This window comes from Galactobacter sp., assembly GCF_022712295.1.
In the GTDB taxonomy this organism is placed as follows: Bacteria; Actinomycetota; Actinomycetes; order Actinomycetales; family Micrococcaceae; genus Galactobacter.
Genome location: NZ_JALAGT010000123.1, coordinates 1 through 16,471, shown reverse-complemented (window position 1 = coordinate 16,471; position 16,471 = coordinate 1). Strand labels below are relative to the sequence as shown.

The 16,471-nt window shown below is 67.4% G+C and carries 14 protein-coding genes; 10 read left to right on the top strand and 4 right to left on the bottom strand.

The genetic code is table 11. The annotated features are described in order from the left end of the window. Positions 1-816: alpha/beta hydrolase (locus Q0A15_RS09460; RefSeq protein WP_291279282.1), on the bottom strand; the 816-nt coding region annotated here is incomplete at its 3' end. Positions 817-1,003: 187 nt separating this feature from the next. Between Q0A15_RS09460 and Q0A15_RS09455 the strand changes: the two genes are divergently transcribed. Both Q0A15_RS09455 and Q0A15_RS09450 read left to right on the top strand, forming a co-directional pair. Further along, complete coding sequence (locus Q0A15_RS09455; protein WP_291279281.1) at positions 1,004-2,038, top strand: zinc-binding dehydrogenase; 1,035 nt, start codon at positions 1,004-1,006, stop codon at positions 2,036-2,038. A 333-nt stretch (positions 2,039-2,371) separates the two neighbouring features. Continuing rightward, complete coding sequence (locus tag Q0A15_RS09450) at positions 2,372-3,634, top strand: MFS transporter (protein WP_291279280.1); 1,263 nt, start codon at positions 2,372-2,374, stop codon at positions 3,632-3,634. A 5-nt stretch (positions 3,635-3,639) separates the two neighbouring features. On the opposite strand, the gene Q0A15_RS09445 is transcribed toward Q0A15_RS09450, so the two are convergent. Then, positions 3,640-5,151, bottom strand: a complete 1,512-nt coding sequence (locus Q0A15_RS09445) for an APC family permease (protein WP_291279279.1) — start codon at positions 5,149-5,151, stop codon at positions 3,640-3,642. 120 nt (positions 5,152-5,271) lie between these two features. Next, the gene (locus Q0A15_RS09440; RefSeq protein ID WP_291279278.1) at positions 5,272-6,726 is read right to left on the bottom strand and encodes an L-lactate permease; all 1,455 of its coding nucleotides are present in this window, start codon (positions 6,724-6,726) and stop codon (positions 5,272-5,274) included. Positions 6,727-6,917: 191 nt separating this feature from the next. On the opposite strand from Q0A15_RS09440, the gene Q0A15_RS09435 reads away from it, so the two are divergent. The 3 genes from Q0A15_RS09435 to Q0A15_RS09425 are packed head-to-tail and all read left to right on the top strand — an operon-like array spanning position 6,918 to position 9,172. Then, on the top strand, positions 6,918-8,051 hold the full coding sequence (locus tag Q0A15_RS09435; RefSeq protein WP_291279277.1) for a Dyp-type peroxidase: 1,134 nt from the start codon (positions 6,918-6,920) through the stop codon (positions 8,049-8,051). Between the two features lie 43 nt (positions 8,052-8,094). Further along, positions 8,095-8,895, top strand: coding sequence for a family 1 encapsulin nanocompartment shell protein (locus Q0A15_RS09430; RefSeq protein WP_291279276.1), 801 nt, complete (start codon positions 8,095-8,097; stop codon positions 8,893-8,895). Between the two features lie 31 nt (positions 8,896-8,926). After that, the gene (locus tag Q0A15_RS09425; protein WP_291279275.1) at positions 8,927-9,172 is read left to right on the top strand and encodes a hypothetical protein; all 246 of its coding nucleotides are present in this window, start codon (positions 8,927-8,929) and stop codon (positions 9,170-9,172) included. A 7-nt stretch (positions 9,173-9,179) separates the two neighbouring features. On the opposite strand, the gene Q0A15_RS09420 is transcribed toward Q0A15_RS09425, so the two are convergent. Continuing rightward, on the bottom strand, positions 9,180-9,857 hold the full coding sequence (locus Q0A15_RS09420; protein WP_291279274.1) for a TetR/AcrR family transcriptional regulator: 678 nt from the start codon (positions 9,855-9,857) through the stop codon (positions 9,180-9,182). Between the two features lie 270 nt (positions 9,858-10,127). Between Q0A15_RS09420 and Q0A15_RS09415 the strand changes: the two genes are divergently transcribed. The 5 genes from Q0A15_RS09415 to Q0A15_RS09395 form a co-directional block, all read left to right on the top strand. Further along, the gene (locus tag Q0A15_RS09415; RefSeq protein WP_291279273.1) at positions 10,128-11,867 is read left to right on the top strand and encodes an amidohydrolase; all 1,740 of its coding nucleotides are present in this window, start codon (positions 10,128-10,130) and stop codon (positions 11,865-11,867) included. Next, positions 11,864-13,537 carry an ABC transporter substrate-binding protein gene (locus Q0A15_RS09410; RefSeq protein ID WP_291279272.1) on the top strand — a complete coding sequence of 558 codons (1,674 nt, stop codon included), beginning with the start codon at positions 11,864-11,866 and terminating at the stop codon, positions 13,535-13,537. Before Q0A15_RS09415 ends, Q0A15_RS09410 begins: the two co-directional genes overlap by 4 nt. A gap of 16 nt (positions 13,538-13,553) precedes the next feature. Continuing rightward, positions 13,554-14,510 (top strand): ABC transporter permease, encoded by a 957-nt coding sequence (locus Q0A15_RS09405; RefSeq protein ID WP_291279271.1) that lies wholly within the window; start codon positions 13,554-13,556, stop codon positions 14,508-14,510. Next, positions 14,507-15,478: an ABC transporter permease gene (locus Q0A15_RS09400; RefSeq protein ID WP_291279270.1), complete on the top strand. Its 972-nt coding sequence runs from the start codon at positions 14,507-14,509 to the stop codon at positions 15,476-15,478. The genes Q0A15_RS09405 and Q0A15_RS09400 overlap by 4 nt, the downstream gene beginning before the upstream one ends. After that, on the top strand, positions 15,475-16,471 hold a 997-nt coding region (locus Q0A15_RS09395), incomplete at its 3' end, for an ABC transporter ATP-binding protein (RefSeq protein WP_291279269.1). The genes Q0A15_RS09400 and Q0A15_RS09395, both read left to right, overlap by 4 nt.

Here is a 16,471-nt window from a genome sequence, read left to right as displayed (position 1 = left end):
GCCCTCCTCCAGCGCCGCCGGGGTGGGGACGTCGGGGCGCCCCGGAGGGTTGAGGAAGCCGTGGTTGTAGCCGGGAAGGACCGCCAACTCCACTGGGATCCCGGCGTTGGTCAGGGCCTCGGCGAGGCGGACGGACTGGTCAACGGGGACCAGGGAATCCTGCTCGCCGTGGGCCAGGTGGAACGGCGGTGCGGTGGCCGTGGCTTCCGCAATGTAGGTCAGGGGCGAGGCCGCGGCGGCTGCCTCTGGACGCTCCTCCGGTAGGCCACCGAGGAACCGAGCCTCCGGGGAACCTGCCCGACGCTCGGCGGGGGTGTTCTCCACCACGGTCGTGAGGTCAACGGGCGGGTAGCCGGCCGCCGCGGCGGCGAGGCGAGGCAGGGGCTGCCCGACGACGTCGGGCCCCTCCCCGGGGACCAGGGGCAGGTGCCCGGTGACGCCCGACAGGACGGCCAGGTGGCCGCCGGCCGACGAACCCCACGTGGCGATGCGCCCGCCGTCGAGCCCATATTCGGCGGCGTTGGCCGCCAGCCAACGGATGGCGGCGCGGAGGTCCAGCCATGCGGCGGGGAAGATCTCCTCGCCGGAAAGACGGTAGTCCAGGGAGGCGAAGGCCAGACCGGTCTCGGCGGCGAAGTCCTCCAGGTTCGGGGCGAGCGTGCGGTCGCCGGTCCACCAGCCACCGCCGTGGAGCCAGATCACCACGGGAGCCGGAGCCCCGGTTGCCGGGACCACGAGGTCCAGCAGTAGGGGTTCCTCGCGGTGGGCGGGGGTGGAGTAGGGCACTGCATCGTGCCGGGAGACCGCATACGTCATGGGTTCATCTTGGCGGTTCGGTGTGGTCGGTGCCACAAGGGAGGGGCGAAGCCATGTTCGGGTGAGTCGAATGTGGGATTCATGGAGGCTCGATGGAGGCCCGGGCCGTAGTGTGGACGCGATGGGCAACGAGGCCCTGCGTTCTTGATCCCTGATGGATCTCAATCCAGTTTTCTTGGAGGTACCCATGCGCGCCACCACCATTCATGCCCCACGCGACGTCCGTGTGGAGGACGTGGAACACCCCGGCATCGAAGAGCCCACAGACGCCATCCTGAAGGTGGAGGCCGCCTGCGTGTGCGGCTCCGACCTGTGGACCTACCGCGGGATCAACGACATTCCCCGTCCTCGTCGCATGGGGCACGAGTACGTCGGCACCATCACCGAGCTGGGGCCCGAGGCTGTCGCACTGAACCCGGCGCTCGAGGTGGGGGACTTCGTGGTGGGTTCCTTCTGCACCTCGGAGAACACCTGCGAGGTGTGCCAGGCCGGCTTCCAGTCGGTGTGCCCCAACGGCCACGGGGTGGGCAAGGCCCAGGCCGAGTACGTGCGGGTGCCGGACGCGGCCGGCACGCTGGTGGTGGTGCCCGGTGGGAAGCCCGCCGATCCCGCCGTGCTGCTCTCGCTGCTGGCCGCCTCTGACGTCTTCGGCACCGGCTGGTTCGCGGCAGATTCTGCCGGCGCCGGGCCGGGCAAGACCATCGCGGTGGTGGGCGACGGCGCGGTGGGACTCCTCGGGGTCCTCTCCGCCCGCGCCATGGGTGCAGAACGGGTCATCGTGTTCTCCCGCCACCCGGACCGCCAGGCTCTGGCGCGCGAGTTCGGCGCCACCGACATCGTGGAGCTGCGCGGGGACGAGGGCGCCGCCGCCGTGAAGGAGCTGACCGACGGCTATGGTGCGCACGGCGTGATCGAGGCTGTGGGGACGCAGGAGGCCATGCTGCAGGCCATCCACTCGGCACGTCCTGGCGGAAAGGTGGGCTTCGTTGGTGTCTCCCATGACGTCAACATCCCCGGCGAGCTGCTCTTCCGCACCGGTGTGCAGGTGGCAGGCGGCGCTGCACCCGTGCGGCGCTACCTTCCCGAACTCATCACCCTGATCCTGGAGGGCAAGGTGAACCCGGGGCGTGTGTTCACCCGGACCCGCCCGCTGGACGAGGCCCCGGCGGCGTATGCGGATATGGACGAGCGCCGTGAGATCAAGGTCGCGCTGCTGCCGTGAGCGAGGCCACGGAGAAGGTCGGCATGCGCTGCGAGACCCGCACGGTCAAGGAGACGTTGCATCGCGACCACGGCTGAAAGATCCCGCTTAACGAAACTAAAGTTGATTCTCACACCACGTGGGCAACTTGAGGACGCAACCATAGGTGCGCGGATCCAACGCCGTTGGGATCCCGAAAACGCTGGAGGTTTCCCACCGAATGATTTCGTGGGGTACACGGAACCTGATGTCGGCGAGAATTCCAGTGCAGGCGCAGAAGCCGCATCTGCGCCTGCATTGGAATTCTCGCCGACGTTGGGACCGGGGAGCCTGCTGAAATGATTGGATGAAGCCATGACCAGGAGCCAGGACCGCAACAGCACGTCGTGGCTCTGGATCCTCATCGCTGCGGCGGTTCTCACGCAGACCGGCGTGAACCTGTTGCGCCCCGTCACCACGTACAAGCTTCTGGACTTCGGCGCGGCTGCAGGGGCCGTGGGCGCCACGACGGCGGCCTACGCGATCATCCCTCTGGTGGTGGCCATCTGGTTGGGGCGTCTCACCGACCGCATCCGTGGCCTGCGGCTGCTGCTCGTCTCGGGTGCGCTGCTCCTGGGGCTGGGTGGCCTGGGGCTCGCCTTGGCTCCAGACGTGGCCCTGGTCTTCGTGGCCAGCGCCCTGCTGGGGCTCGGCCACCTGGTCTTCACCATCACCGGCCAGACCGCCGTGGCCCGGTACTCCTCACCACAGCGCATGGACGCCGGATTCGGTTGGTTCACCGCGGCGTTCTCCACGGGCCAGTTCCTTGGCCCGGTGTTGGGTGGATGGTTCGTTGAACACCTCGGCGTCGGCGCCACCCTGTGGATCGGCACCCTGATCTCGGCCGCAGGCGCGCTGCCGTTCCTGTTCTCCTTCGGCGCCGCAGGCGCCGTGACCATGCCCGACGGCTCGGCGCGGCACGGCGCGCAAGGCGACTCCGCGTCGTCGGGCATTGGAATCAGCGGCGCTGAATCCAACGCTGCCAAGCCCACCATGTGGGCCATCCTGCGCACGCCGGGGATTCCCGTGACGATGCTGGCGGCGCTGAGCCTGCTCTCGATGTTGGACATCCTGACCGCGTTCCTGCCGCTGGTCGGCGAGCAGGCCGGTGTGGGTCCGGGCGTCGTCGGAACACTGCTCGGCCTCCGGGCGGCGGCGTCGATCCTGTGCCGCATCGCGCTGCCCGCCATGACGGCCAGGGTGGGGCGGCGTCCGCTGATGCTGTGGTGCCTCTTCGCCTCCGGCATCACGCTGCTGTTCCCGCCGGTGGCGCTGCTGCTGTGGTCGGGGACGGGCGGCGTGGTGACCGCCGGGGTGCTGCTGGTGATCGGCGGCTTCTTCTTGGGCATAGGACAGCCGCTGACCATGAGCGCCATCAGCCAGGCCGTACCGGCCTCATGGCGCGGGTCGGCGCTCGCTGTGCGGTTGATGGGCAACCGGCTGGGCCAGGTTGTGATTCCCGCGCTGGGAGGACTCGTGGCCGCAGCCGGGGCCGCCGGCGCGGTGTGGATGTGTTGCGGGCTGCTGCTGGTCTCCGGTGTGGCGATGACCGTGAGCCGGCAGGGGAGGGGCGACTGACCCGCCTACTCCTCCGGAACCAGCACCGGGGTGTCGCGATTGAGTGATTCCCCTGCGAAGTAGGGCTTGGAGTGCGGGCGCAGCCACCAGATGCCCATCAGCAGGAAGCCCACCAGGATGGCGCCGATGCCGATGACGAAGGAACCGCCCACGCCGAGCAGCACGGTGTTGCCGTAGTTCTTGTCCCACATGTCGATGGCGGACTGCACGAACGCGTAGGCCAACAGCAGGCCGCCCAACGCGGGAAGGATGCCGCGCAGCCAGAGGTTGCGGGCGCTGTCACGCAGGGTGTCGCGGAAGTACCAGACACAGGCGAAGGACGTGATGGAGTAGTACAGCGCCACGGCCAGGCCCATGGAGGTCAGGGAGTCCAGCAACATGTCCTCCGAAAGGATGGACATGCCGACGTAGTACACGATCGCGGCGACACCCATCATGGTCGTGGAGAACCACGGGGTCTTGAACTTGGGGTGCAGCGAGGCGAACTTGGACGGTAGGGCGCGGTAGACGGCCATGGACAGCGTTCCGCGCGCGGTGGGCAGGATGGTGGTCTGCGTGGATGAGGCTGCGGAGAGCATCACGGCCAGCAGCAGGAACCAGCCCCAGGGGCCGAAGAGGACGTCGCCCAGGTTGGAGAAGACGTCATCCAGGTTCTCGGCATTCTTGATGCCGTCCACACCGAGGAACATCATGACGGCCACGGACACACCCACGTAGAGCACGATCAACACCACGATGGAGGAGATCGCCGCGCGGCCGGGGGTCTTGCGGGGGTTCTTGGTCTCCTCGTTCAGGGCAAGGCAGGTGTCCCAGCCCCAGTAGATGAAGAGGGCAAGCAGCACGGCCTCCATGAAGCCGGACCAGGAGGTCAGTTCCGCGGGGTTGAACCAGTTCCAGTCGAAGTCCACGGAGCCGGCGTTGGTGCCGTCCAGGGAGTGGACCAGAGCCAGGACGCCGAAGAGCACCATGGCGAGAATCTGGATGCCCATGAGAACCATCTCCATGCGCTCGCCCATCTGGACGCCCGCAGTGGAGATCAGCGTCATGATCGCCATGAAGATCACGGACGTGATCACCACGATGGGCCGGGAATCCGCGAACTCCTCGTTGCCCACCAGGAGCCAGAAGTACTGTCCGGTGATCTCGCCGACGTTGGCGAGCACCATGATGGAGGCCACCGCCACTGACCAGCCGCCGATCCAGCCGATCACGGGGCCGAAGGCCTTGGCCCCCCAGACGAAGGTGGTGCCGCAGTCGGGCATCTCCCGGTTGAGCTCCTGGTAGGCCAGGGCGGCGAAGATCATCGGGATGCAGGCCACGATGAAGACCAGAGGCGCCTGTCCTCCCACCGCGAGGATGACCCATCCCAACGTTGCGGCGAGCGAGTACAGCGGTGCCGTGGACGCCAGCCCGATCACGGTGGAGCCGACCACGCCGAGGGCGCCGGTTTCGAGCCCCTTGCCGACATGGATGTGGCCCGTGGGGGTGGCGTTGTCCAGGGTGAGCTTCTTGGCCATAGAGAGTCCCTCGGTTGGGAGCGATGCGTGCGAGTCGCAGACCAACTGGTCGGTCTCCGATTGGTCCAGGTCACACGATGCCGTGAGCCTTGTCAAGAACGTGAACCGCTGGGCGGGACGTCAGCTCAGGAGGAGCCAAGCCGTCATGGGCGTCAGGATGGCCAGGACCACGAGATCGGCCAGCAGGACCACGCGAGTGATCCAGCCCGTATCGGCTCGCGACGCGGTGTCTTGCGCACCGGCCCCGTTGTTGGCCATGGCCTCTGCCACCGTGATTCTTGCGGGACATGCCATGATGGCCGCGCCCGTGGCAACGTTCTGGGCCGCCAGAGCGACGCCGAGGTCGGCGTTGAGCGCGTGCGTGGTCTCTGCGATGCCGGAGGTCAATAACGCGGCGCTGCCACTTCCGGAGTTCGTGACGTATCCGCCGATCGCGCCGATCAACGGCAGAAGCAGGATGAACGCGACCCCGAGGTCGGCGGCTCCCTCGGCCAGGGTGGCGCTCATCCCGTTGGTGGCCATGACGGCGCCGAACACGATGAAGAGCAGCGTGACGGAGCACGCCGGGAACCAGGTGCGCACGCCCCTGCGCAGGGCGAATCCGGTTTCCGTTCCGCCCATGCGCAGGATGAACGGGGCAGCGGCAGCGGTGACCATGATCCACAGGCCGGGACTGGTCAGGAAGGTTTCCCACCCACCGAGATCCACGAGACGGGACAGCGTGATCACACCGAGCATGCACACGATCAGCAGCGCGTAGGGGAGGAAGGCGCGCCTCGTGGAGGGGGCCATCTTGGGCAGTGGAGCACTCCTGATCCTGGACAGGAGCAGCAGGGTGACGATCCCCAACGCGGAGGCGATGATTCCGGCCAGCGCCGGGGTGATCCACAGGCTGACGGCCAGCAGGGACCCCCACATCACGGCGGTCATCAAGAGGAGTTCCGGAAGCTTCCTGACGGCCTTCTTGGCCCCCACTCCCACCCACAGGATGGTGGCGCCCATGACCAGCTGCACGGGGAGGTTGAAGACCGCGGACCATGAGCCCAACTCGGAGAGGCTCAGGTGACTGAGGCCGGAGGCCAGCAACATTCCCGGAGCCATGGAACCCCATGGGGCCATGATGATTCCGAGAAGGGCGATGGTCGCGGCCTTGGTGGGGTTCAGGCCTGCCCTCAAGAGCAGTGGAACGGTGGTGACGACACCGACTCCGAAACCGATGATGGACTCGGCAAGCGGCGCCACCCCCAGGCCGAGCAGCAGCACGGTCCGGGCCCTGGTCCGGGCGGCCTTCGCCAACCAGTCGCTGATCCTCTCCTGAGCGCCCGAGACCTCGAGCATCTGCGACACCAGGATCCCGCCGAGCATGATGAAGATGACCGCCAGGGTGCTGGACGCCAGCGATGCGGCCTGCTCATCAACCGCTGTGCCGGTCAGTGGAAAGAGCGGGAAAAGGGCCAGCGCCACACCGATGGCGATCAGAGCGGCTCTGGCCGGCCGCACCCGGAAGGCGAGCATCCCGACCAGCCCGAGCATGGGAAGTGCGGCGAGGATGAGATCAACGGTGGTTGAGGTCAAGGCAGGAGGAGGACCTTTCGGCGGCAGATCGACGGCGCAGGGAACGGCTAGTGTTCGCACGAATCAACGTTTGTTGGTCACACTACGGGGTGCTGTGAGTCAGGCCTTTGACCATGACACGTCGGAGGGGTTGGATGGTGCATGACAGCAGTTGATGCAGTGTCCGTGTAGAAAGCAGGTCGGCCAAGCCCATGGTCCCGCGGCCCCCACTCCCGCAGCCCGTTCTCACGCCCATGACGCCTGCGGCGATCTTCCTGGTGATGACCGTCGAGGACGGGCAGGCGGCCGCCGCACGTGAGGCGTTGGCTGACGTCTCCGGCCTGATCCGCGCCGTGGGCATTCGGTCTCTGGACGGCAACCTCACCTGCGTCACCGGACTCGGCGCCGAGTTCTGGGACCGCGCCTTCACCGCGCCGCGTCCGGCAGGGTTGCACCCCTTCAAGGCCCTGGACGGTGGCACGCACCAGGCGCCCTCCACTCCTGGCGATCTCTTCTTCCACATCCGTGCCGGCCGCATGGACCTCTGCTTCGAGCTGGCCCACCGCTTGGCCTTCCGCTTCCGGGGGATCGCACACGCCATCGACGAGGTCCACGGCTTCCGGTATTGGGACGCCCGCAACATGATGGGCTTCGTGGACGGAACCGAGAATCCCCGGGGAGTGGTCGCGGAAGACGTCGCGCTCACCGGACCCGATGATGCCCATCCCAGTTCCTCCTACGTGATCGTGCAGCGCTACACGCACGACATGGACGGCTGGCACGGTCTCAAGGTGGAGCAGCAGGAGGAGGCGTTCGGTCGCACCAAACTCTCCGACATGGAGATCCCGGACGAGGAGAAGGCCGCCAACTCCCACCTCGCTCTCAACGTGATCGAGGACGAGGACGGGAACGAGCGCGAGATCCTGCGGGACAACATGCCCTTCGGGAAGGTCGCAGACGGCACCTACGGCACGTACTTCATCGGCTATGCGGCGGATGTCACCACCACGGAGACCATGCTGGAGCGCATGTTCATCGGTGATCCGCCCGGCACCTACGACCGCATCCTGGACTTCTCCACCGCAGAGACCGGATCGCTGTTCTTCGTCCCGAGTCAGGACGAGCTCGACGACCCGGATCTGTTGGACGTCGTCCCGGAACATGCGGAGAACCCCATGCCCGACGATGCGGCCTCGCCCGACGCGGTCGCCGCACCTGCCGCGGTCCCGGCCCCCTCCGGGGGCGCGGAAACCGTGGAGGACGCGCCCCTGCCGTCGAGCAGCGAACGCCAAACGGACGGCAGCCTCGGCATCGGTGGGTTGCGTGGCCGCCCGCAACGGCCGTGAACCTCTTCACTCTCAACCAACTTCAGCTTTTCAGGAGGACGCCATGAACAATCTCCATCGCGAACTGGCCCCCATCTCGGAGGCCGCCTGGGCTCAGATCGACTCCGAGGCGCGCGATACCTTCGCCCTGCGCGCGGCCGGACGTCGAGTCGTGGACGTTCCCGAGGCCGGTGGTCCCGCGCTCGCCGCAGTCGGGATCGGCCACTTGGATGACCCCAGCACCACCAGCAACGGTTCGCAGGCGCGGCTCTACCGCAACCAGCAGCTGGCGCAGGTGCGCGTGCCGTTCACGGTGTCGCGCCAGGATGTGGATGACGTGGAACGTGGCGCCATCGACCTCACCTGGGACGAGGTCGATGATGCGGTTGGCAAGCTCGTGGACATCGAGGACCGCGCCATCCTGCACGGCTGGGACCGCGCCGGCATCACTGGCCTCACCGGTGCTTCCGTGTACGACCCGGTGCAGATGTCAGCGGAACTGACCGAGATCGACGACGCCGTGGCCCGTGCCGTGAACATCCTGCGCCTGGGAGACGTCGAGGGCCCCTACGACCTGGTGCTGCCGCAGGATCTCTACACGCAGGTCGCCGAGACCACCAATCATGGTCGCCCCTTGCTGGATATCGTCAAGGCGCTGCTCTACGGAGGAGACGTGCTGTGGGCTCCGGCTGCGACGTCGGCCCTGCTGGTGTCCCGTCGGGGCGGAGACGCGACGCTGTACCTGGGCCGCGATGCCTCGATCGGCTACACGTCCCACGACGCCGACTCCATCACGCTCTACCTCGAGGAGACCTTCACGGTGCGGGTGAATCAGCCCGACGCGGCGGTGGAACTCGTGAAGTGAGGGCGGGCGTGGCCCGGTAGGCTTTGAAGCTGTGTCACGCCCATCCATACCCCGCGTCCCGTTGTGGGAGATCTGCGCCCTGATCACCGTCGTGTCCTTGATCGGCGGGTTGGGGACGTTCTTCGCCAATCGCGGCGTCGACCACACCTGGTATCAGGAGGTCCTGCTGTGGGTTCCCACCGTGGGGCTGCTGGTGTTGACCCTCTGGCTGCGTGCGCGTTTCAAGCGGCGGGGGTCCGGGACGGACGAGTCGGGGGATTCCGTCTCAGAGGATTGAGCGCCACTTAGTTTGCAGCGCGCTCCACGGCGTCCAGGATCAGGTCCAGGCCGAATGAGACGGGCTCGCGTTCGGTGAGCGAGCGCAGTTGGGGCCCCAACGCGGCCAGGCGCGGGTGATCCTCCGGCGAACTGGTGCCTGCGGACTCGAACCACGAGCTGTCGTCGCTGCGACCATGCGCCACGGATCGGGCCAGGCCGGCGGCCGAGGACATGGCGTACTGCGACAGCACGGCGTAGAAGCGCACCACCTCAGCCTCGTCCAGCCCGGCCCTGGTCAGGGCATCGAGGACGAACTCCACGGCAGCGCGCTCACCGGGTCCATCGGTGGTGGTGTTGATGGCCTCCATGCCGATGGCCGGATGGGCCGCGAACAGGTCCAGGGTGGCGTTCACGAGCTGGAGCAGCCGCTGCCGCCAGTCCTCGGGGTCGGCGGTGATCCGGGACAGAACCTGGGTGTGCAGTCGGTCGAGTGCTGCGTTGAGCAGATCGTCCTTGCCGCGGAAGTGCCGGTAGATCGCGGTGGGGTCACAGCCGAGTTCCCGGCCGAGCTCGCGGACGTTCAGGCTCGTCACCCCGGGACGCGCTGTCAGCGTCAGCACCGCCTCGAGGATGGTGTCCGGGTCGAGGCGGACGCGCGACGATCCGGTCGGCGCGGTGGACGGCGCTGCCTTGGTGGACGGCACGGGAAAACTCCTTGGGGGAAACCTGATGAATTGGTCTGCCTTGATCATGCCATCCGCCGGTTCGCGCCCCGTGACGTCGAAGCATCTTGTGCGCCTGCGGAAATGTTGCGGTCGTGAAAACTCTCGTCAACTACGTTGTCAACGTTGTTGACTCGTAACGAAAGTGACCCTAGTCTCATCCAGAAGCCATCACGCGACGCCCAGGCAGGAAGTGCCACAGCACTTGCTCTCGGGACGTCGTCGAGAACCACCCACGTGAGACGAGGTCCCATGCCGAACCCCGCAGCAACCACCGCCCAGAACTCCGGCGCGAAGCCAGAATCCCCTGACGTCGTCTTCCACGGCGGCCCAGTGTTCACGGGATCCGGGGAACCCCTGACCGACGCGGTGGTGGCGGTCAGCGGGGGACGCATTACCGCCGTCGAGCAGGGCGGGTCGGAACAGGCCGCAGGCCTGCTGGCCGGGGCCAAGACCACCGTGGACCTGCAGGGCAAGCTTCTCTCCCCGTCCTTCCAGGACGCCCACATCCACCCGCTCTCCGGCGGACTTGAGATGCTGCAGTGCGACCTGACCGAGGCGGAATCCGCGCAGGAGGCCTACGACGCCATCGCCGCCTACGCAGAGTCCCACCCTGACGAGGAATGGATCGTGGGTGGCGGCTGGTCCATGGACCACTTCCCGGGCGGCACCCCGTCCCGTCATGATCTGGACCGACTGACCGGCGACCGCCCGGCCATTCTCTCCAACCGCGACCACCACGGCTCCTGGGCCAACACCGCGGCCATGCGCGCAGCCGGCGTCGACGCGAACACCCCGGACCCGGCCGACGGACGCATCGAACGCGAGGCGGACGGCTTCCCCCAGGGCACCTTCCACGAGGGCGCAACCAACCTCTTCGATGCCGTCCGACCGGCCATCCATGACGACCAGGCCCTGGCCGGCCTGCTCACCGCCCAGGAACGCCTGATCCGCCACGGCATCACCGGCTGGACCGACGCACTGGTCGGTGCCGACCTCTCAGGAATCACCGATACCGAGCGCATCTACCGCCGCGCCATCGACGAGGGCAGCCTCAAGGTCCACGTGCGCGGCTCCCTCTGGTGGGATCGCACCCGCGTGGACGACATCGACGAGCAGGTCGCAGAACTCACCGCCAAGCGGGACAGGGCGCTCGCCGACGGCCTGGCCCCCGCCTACGACCCTTCGACCATCAAGATCATGGTGGACGGCGTGGTGGAGGACCACACCGCAGCCATGCTCAGCCCGTACCACGACCACTCCGGCCATGCCACGGACAACCACGGCCTCACCTTCGTCGAGGCGGAACGGCTGAAGAAGGTCGTCACGCTGCTGGACGCCGCCGGTTTCCAGTGCCACTTCCACGCCCTGGGCGACCGCGCCGTGCGGGTGGCGTTGGACGCCGTCCAGGCCGCGCGCGAGGCCAACGGCCCCAACGACCACCGCCATCACTTGGCCCACCTGCAGATGGTGGACGAGGCCGAGGTCCCACGCTTCAACGAGCTCGACGCCACCGCCAATCTGCAGGCGTTGTGGGCCACTCATGAGCCGCAGCTGGACGAACTCGGCCTGCCGTTCCTGCGTGAGGGTGCCGAGGAACGCCACTATCCGTTCGGTGACCTGGTTCGTGCCGGTATCCCATTGGCAGCCGGCTCTGACTGGCCCATCTCCTCGGAGGACCCGATCCAGGCGCTGCACGTGGCGGTGAACCGTCGCAGTCCCGAGGGCGCGGACCTGCCGATCCTGACCGGCCCGGAGCAGTGCCTCGACGTGGCGACGTTCCTGGCGGCCTACACCTCCGGCTCGGCCCGCGTGGCCCACCGCGAGGCCGACACCGGCACGGTGGCCGAGGGTTACCTGGCGAACCTCGTGGTGCTGGACCCCAACCCGTTCGCTGCTGAGCCCGAGGACCTGCACACCGTCACCGTGGACTCCACCTGGATCCAGGGCGAGAAGGTCTACGATCGCGCTGACGCGGGGCAGCCCGCATGAGCCGCGTCGAGCGCACCGCGCGGCACGCGCGGGGGTCCAATGCACCACGTCGGGCCTTCGGTTGGCGAGGCGGGCTCGCTGTCGCGAGCGCCGTGGCCCTCATGGGCCTGGCAGCCTGTGGCGCTCCCAAGGGGGCCATCTCCGACTGGGAACTGACGCAGACCACGGAGAAGCCCGCCGGGGACATCGACCAGGTCACCTGGGCCGTGTACGCCGAGCCGTTCAGCCTGGACTACGCATACGCTTTTGATTACCCCGATAATCAAGTTCTTTCCAACGTCTGCGAATCCTTGCTGCGTTGGGAACCAGATCTGTCGCTCGGCCCCGGCCTGGCCGAGTCCTGGGACAATCCGGACCCCAAGACCTGGGTCTACCACCTGCGCGATGGGGTGAAGTTCCACGACGGTTCCACCATGACTGCGGACGACGCCGTGGCGTCCATGAAGCGGCACCTTGACCCGGCCGTGGGCTCCTTCTGGTACGCCTCCTACGCCAACGTGGACAGCATCGAAGCCACCGGTGACCTGGAGGTCACGGTCAAGCTCAACAAGCCGGATGCCATGTTCAACCAGGCCATGGGCAACGTCTCCGGCGTCGTGGAATCCGCCAAGACCCTGAAGGAGAAGGGCAAGGACTACGGCAACTCCAAGGGCGGCGTCAACTGCACCGGCCCCTTCGAATTCGACAAGTGGACCTCGGGGGATTCCATCCACCTCAAGCGCTTCGACGACTACTGGGACAAGGACCTTGCGGCCAAGAGCCAGGACTTCACGTTCCAGTTCATGCCGGACGCCAACGCGCGCATCAACGCGCTGAAGTCCGGCGAGGTGGACGGCTCCTGGATGGTGCCGGCCGAGGCCGTTCCGCAGCTGCGCGCCGGAACCGGTGGGGACGTCTACTTCGGGAAGAACGCCACCGTGACCGCGATGGTCGCCTCCGATCTTTCCGGGCCACTCGGCGACCCCAAGGTACGCCAGGCCGCCATGATGGCGCTGGATCGTGAGGGCATCCTCAAGGCGGGCGCCGGCGGCTACGGCACCCTGGCCGATTCCACCGTAGCCACCTCCCTCTGGGAGAACTCGTCCAAGAGCGTGCAACAGCAGGTCAAGACGGACGTGACCAGCTACCCGCATGACGTGGAGCAGGCCAAGAAGCTCATCGACGACGCCGGTGTGAAGGGCCAGGAGGTGGTCATCGCGACCGCCCCGCTGGGCAACGACGCGACCGTGTCCTCACAGGCCACCGCGGCGGCACTGAAGGAGATCGGGCTCAAGCCCAAGATCAAGACCATGACGGTCAACGCCTACACCACGCTGTTCTCCGATCCGAGTGCACGCAAGGGTGTGGACCTGTTCTTCACCCAGTGGTACAACTCCAGTCCGGACCCGCTGGAACTGCTCTCCGTGATGCGTGAGGGCGAGTTCAGCAACTACGGCAACTGGTCCGACCCGGAGTTCGACAAGGTCGTGAACAAGGCCCTGGCCACGCAGGACGACGACGAACGTGCGGCGTTGAGCGCCGAGGCCGCCGGCATCATGTCCGAGCAGGTGCCGTGGCTGCCGTACTACGAGCCACCCACCATGGTCTATCTCTCCGACCGGGTGACCGGTCTGTCCCCGTCCATCAACTTCATGTACTACCCGTGGGCCGCGACCCTCGGGGCGCGATGAGCCGGAGGGGAACATCATGAATCGCACTCGCGCGCTGCTCGGAAAACTGGGCGGCCTCCTGTTGACGCTGTTCCTGGCGTCCATCCTCATCTTCTTCTCCCGCTTCCTGGTTCCTGGCGACCCGGTGGCCTTCCTGCTGCGTGGCCGTAAGCCCTCCGAGGAGGCCGTCGCCATGGTCACCGAGCAGTACGGCCTGGACCTACCCGCGTGGCAGCAGTACTTCCACTGGCTCGGCGGGCTCTTCACCGGGGACCTGGGACGTTCGCTGCAGTACCGGCAGGACGTGACCTCGGTGCTCTGGGACCGGCTTCCCGTCACTCTGGGTCTTGTGGTGATCTCGGCCCTGCTGATCACGATCTTCGGGCTGTTGGCCGGCGTCGTCGCAGCCCTGAAGCGCGGCACGTGGGTGGATCGGACCGTGGTCACCACTCTCACGGTCTTCGGTGCCATCCCCGGCTTCGTGGCCGCGATCGGGCTCATCGGTTTCTTTGCCGTGCAGCTGGGCTGGTTCCCCTCCTTCGGGGCAGGTGAGGGGTTCTGGGACCTGGTGAGACACCTGATCCTGCCGTCTCTCGCGCTCGCCTTGGCCTACATGGTGCTGGTGGGCAAGGCGACACGTTCCGCCATGATCGACCAGATGAGCCGCGAACACGTCGAGGTCGCCACCTCCCGAGGCCTGACCCGGGCCCAGGTGGTCTCACGTCACGTGTTCCGCAACTCGCTCGGCCCCATCCTGACGGTCTCGGGCATGCTCGTGGCCGGCCTGCTGGTCTCCTCCGCCATCATCGAGACGGCCTTCGGCCTCTCCGGAATGGGGCAGCTGCTGGTGCAGTCGGTGGACCGGTTGGACTTCCCCGTTGTCCAGGCCATCTCCCTGTTGGTGGTCGCGGCGTTCGTGGTGGTCAATGCCATCGTGGACCTGCTCCAACCCTTGATCGACCCCCGTAGCGCGGCAGGAGCTGGTGCCCGATGACTGCTCAGATTCAGAATCCCATGCCCGACGGCGATGTGCCCGGTGGCGTCGGCAACGGCACCGGCGGCACCGGCGGCGCCGGCGGCCCCCGCGGAGACCGCGGGCACCGCGTGTCGGAGGACGGTTTGCGCCGCAAGAAGCTGCTGAGCTTCGGGCTGCGCGGCAAGGTCTTCGTGTGGATTTCCGCCGTGATTCTGGGCGTCGCGGTGCTTGCTGCACTGCTGGCCCCCTGGATATCCCCGTACGATCCGGACGAGATCGACCTCATGGGTCTCTACGACGGACCCAGCGCGGCTCATTGGTTCGGCACGGACAACCTGGGGCGTGACCTGCTCTCCCGCATGCTCTACGGTGCGCGGACCGCGCTGTTGGGCCCGCTGCTGGTGGTGGTGGGATCCACGATCCTCGGCATGCTGCTCGGTCTGCTGGCCGCGTGGCGCGGCGGCTGGGTCGACGCCGTGCTTGCCCGGGTCTTCGACCTGCTCTTCGCGTTTCCCGCACTGCTGCTTGCCATGCTCGCTGTGGCCTTGTTCGGTAAGGGACTCGTGGCCCCGGTGATCGCCATGTGCATCGCCTACGCTCCGATCGTGGCGCGCCTGACCCGTCAGCAGGTGATGGCGCAGAAGAACCTGCCCTACGTCTCGGCTTACCGGGTGCAGGGCTTCGGCGGAGGCCGGATCGCGCTGACCCGGGTGCTGCCCAACGTCACGCCCCTGGTCGGTGCGCAGTCCACGCTGAACTTCGGCTACGTGCTCGCGGAACTGGCCGGCCTGTCCTTCCTCGGCCTGGGTGTGCAGGCGCCCACGGCCGACTGGGGCGCGATGATCAACGAGGCCCAGGTCGGACTGCTCAGCGCCCATTACCTGCCCGTCGCCGTCCCCGCCATCGCGGTGGTGCTGGTAGTCGTCGCGGTCAACGTGCTCGGTGAGGAATTCGCGGAGCGAATCGGTGGAGGGAAGAACTCATGACACTGCTGAACATCCAGGACCTGACCCTGGACGTGCCCTCCTCCCCGCGTGTCCCAGGAGGGAAACGCCTGTTGGACGGGATCTCGCTGACCGTGGAGCCGGGCCGCACCGTGGGACTGGTGGGGGAGTCCGGTTCGGGGAAGTCCCTGACCGCCCGCACACCGCTGGGACTTTTCCCGGACAAGGCGGAGCTCTCCGGTCGCGTGGAGGTGGATGGGCAGGACGTGCTGACCTCCTCGGCCGCGGCCGTTCGGCAGCTGCGTAGGACCAAGGTGGCCATGGTGTTCCAGGACGCTCGCTCCGGGATCAACCCGGTGCGGACGTTGGGGGATCACCTGACCGAGGCGCAGCGTCTGAACGGTTCGCTGTCGACCGCGCAGGCCAAGACCAAGGCGCTGGAACTCATGGAGGCCGTGCGGCTTCCCCGGCCGGAGCACCACTTCGATCAGTTCCCGCACGAGCTCTCCGGCGGTCAGCTGCAGCGCGTCATGATCGCTGGTGCGCTCATGGGTGACCCCGAGTTGTTGGTGTGTGATGAGCCCACCACCGCCCTCGACGTCACCACCCAGGCGGAGATCGTGCGGCTACTGACCACTCTGCGCGACGAACGCGGCATGGGCATGCTCTTCATCACCCACGACCTGGGACTGGCCGGTGCCCTGTGCGACGACGTGGTGGTCATGCGGGCCGGGCAGGTCGAGGAACGCGGAACCATGGCAGGCGTGCTCGCGTCGCCGAAGGCCGAGTACACGCAGGCCCTGCTCGCGGCGACCCCGTCGGTGGACGCCGCGCCAGGCATCGACGCGACGGCTGCCGCGCCGGCGGCGGGCGAGGACGAGGCGGAAGACGAGGACGGATCGTCGGACATGGCACTGACCGTCACCGACGTGTCCCGGACCTACCACGTCCGCGGCCAGGGCGCAGTGCACGCCGTCGCGGATGCGACCCTGGTGCTGCGTCGGGGCGGAGCCCTCGGCGGGGTCGGTGCCTCCG

Bases quoted from the DNA above. Each gene is read 5' to 3' on its own strand.
- Q0A15_RS09410 (WP_291279272.1), top strand. From the start codon at position 11,864: ATGAGCCGCGTCGAGCGCACCGCGCGGCACGCGCGGGGGTCCAATGCA.
- Q0A15_RS09435 (WP_291279277.1), top strand. From the start codon at position 6,918: ATGGTCCCGCGGCCCCCACTCCCGCAGCCCGTTCTCACGCCCATGACG.
- Q0A15_RS09430 (WP_291279276.1), top strand. From the start codon at position 8,095: ATGAACAATCTCCATCGCGAACTGGCCCCCATCTCGGAGGCCGCCTGG.
- Q0A15_RS09405 (WP_291279271.1), top strand. From the start codon at position 13,554: ATGAATCGCACTCGCGCGCTGCTCGGAAAACTGGGCGGCCTCCTGTTG.
- Q0A15_RS09450 (WP_291279280.1), top strand. From the start codon at position 2,372: ATGACCAGGAGCCAGGACCGCAACAGCACGTCGTGGCTCTGGATCCTC.
- Q0A15_RS09415 (WP_291279273.1), top strand. From the start codon at position 10,128: ATGCCGAACCCCGCAGCAACCACCGCCCAGAACTCCGGCGCGAAGCCA.
- Q0A15_RS09400 (WP_291279270.1), top strand. From the start codon at position 14,507: ATGACTGCTCAGATTCAGAATCCCATGCCCGACGGCGATGTGCCCGGT.
- Q0A15_RS09455 (WP_291279281.1), top strand. From the start codon at position 1,004: ATGCGCGCCACCACCATTCATGCCCCACGCGACGTCCGTGTGGAGGAC.
- Q0A15_RS09445 (WP_291279279.1), bottom strand. From the start codon at position 5,151: ATGGCCAAGAAGCTCACCCTGGACAACGCCACCCCCACGGGCCACATC.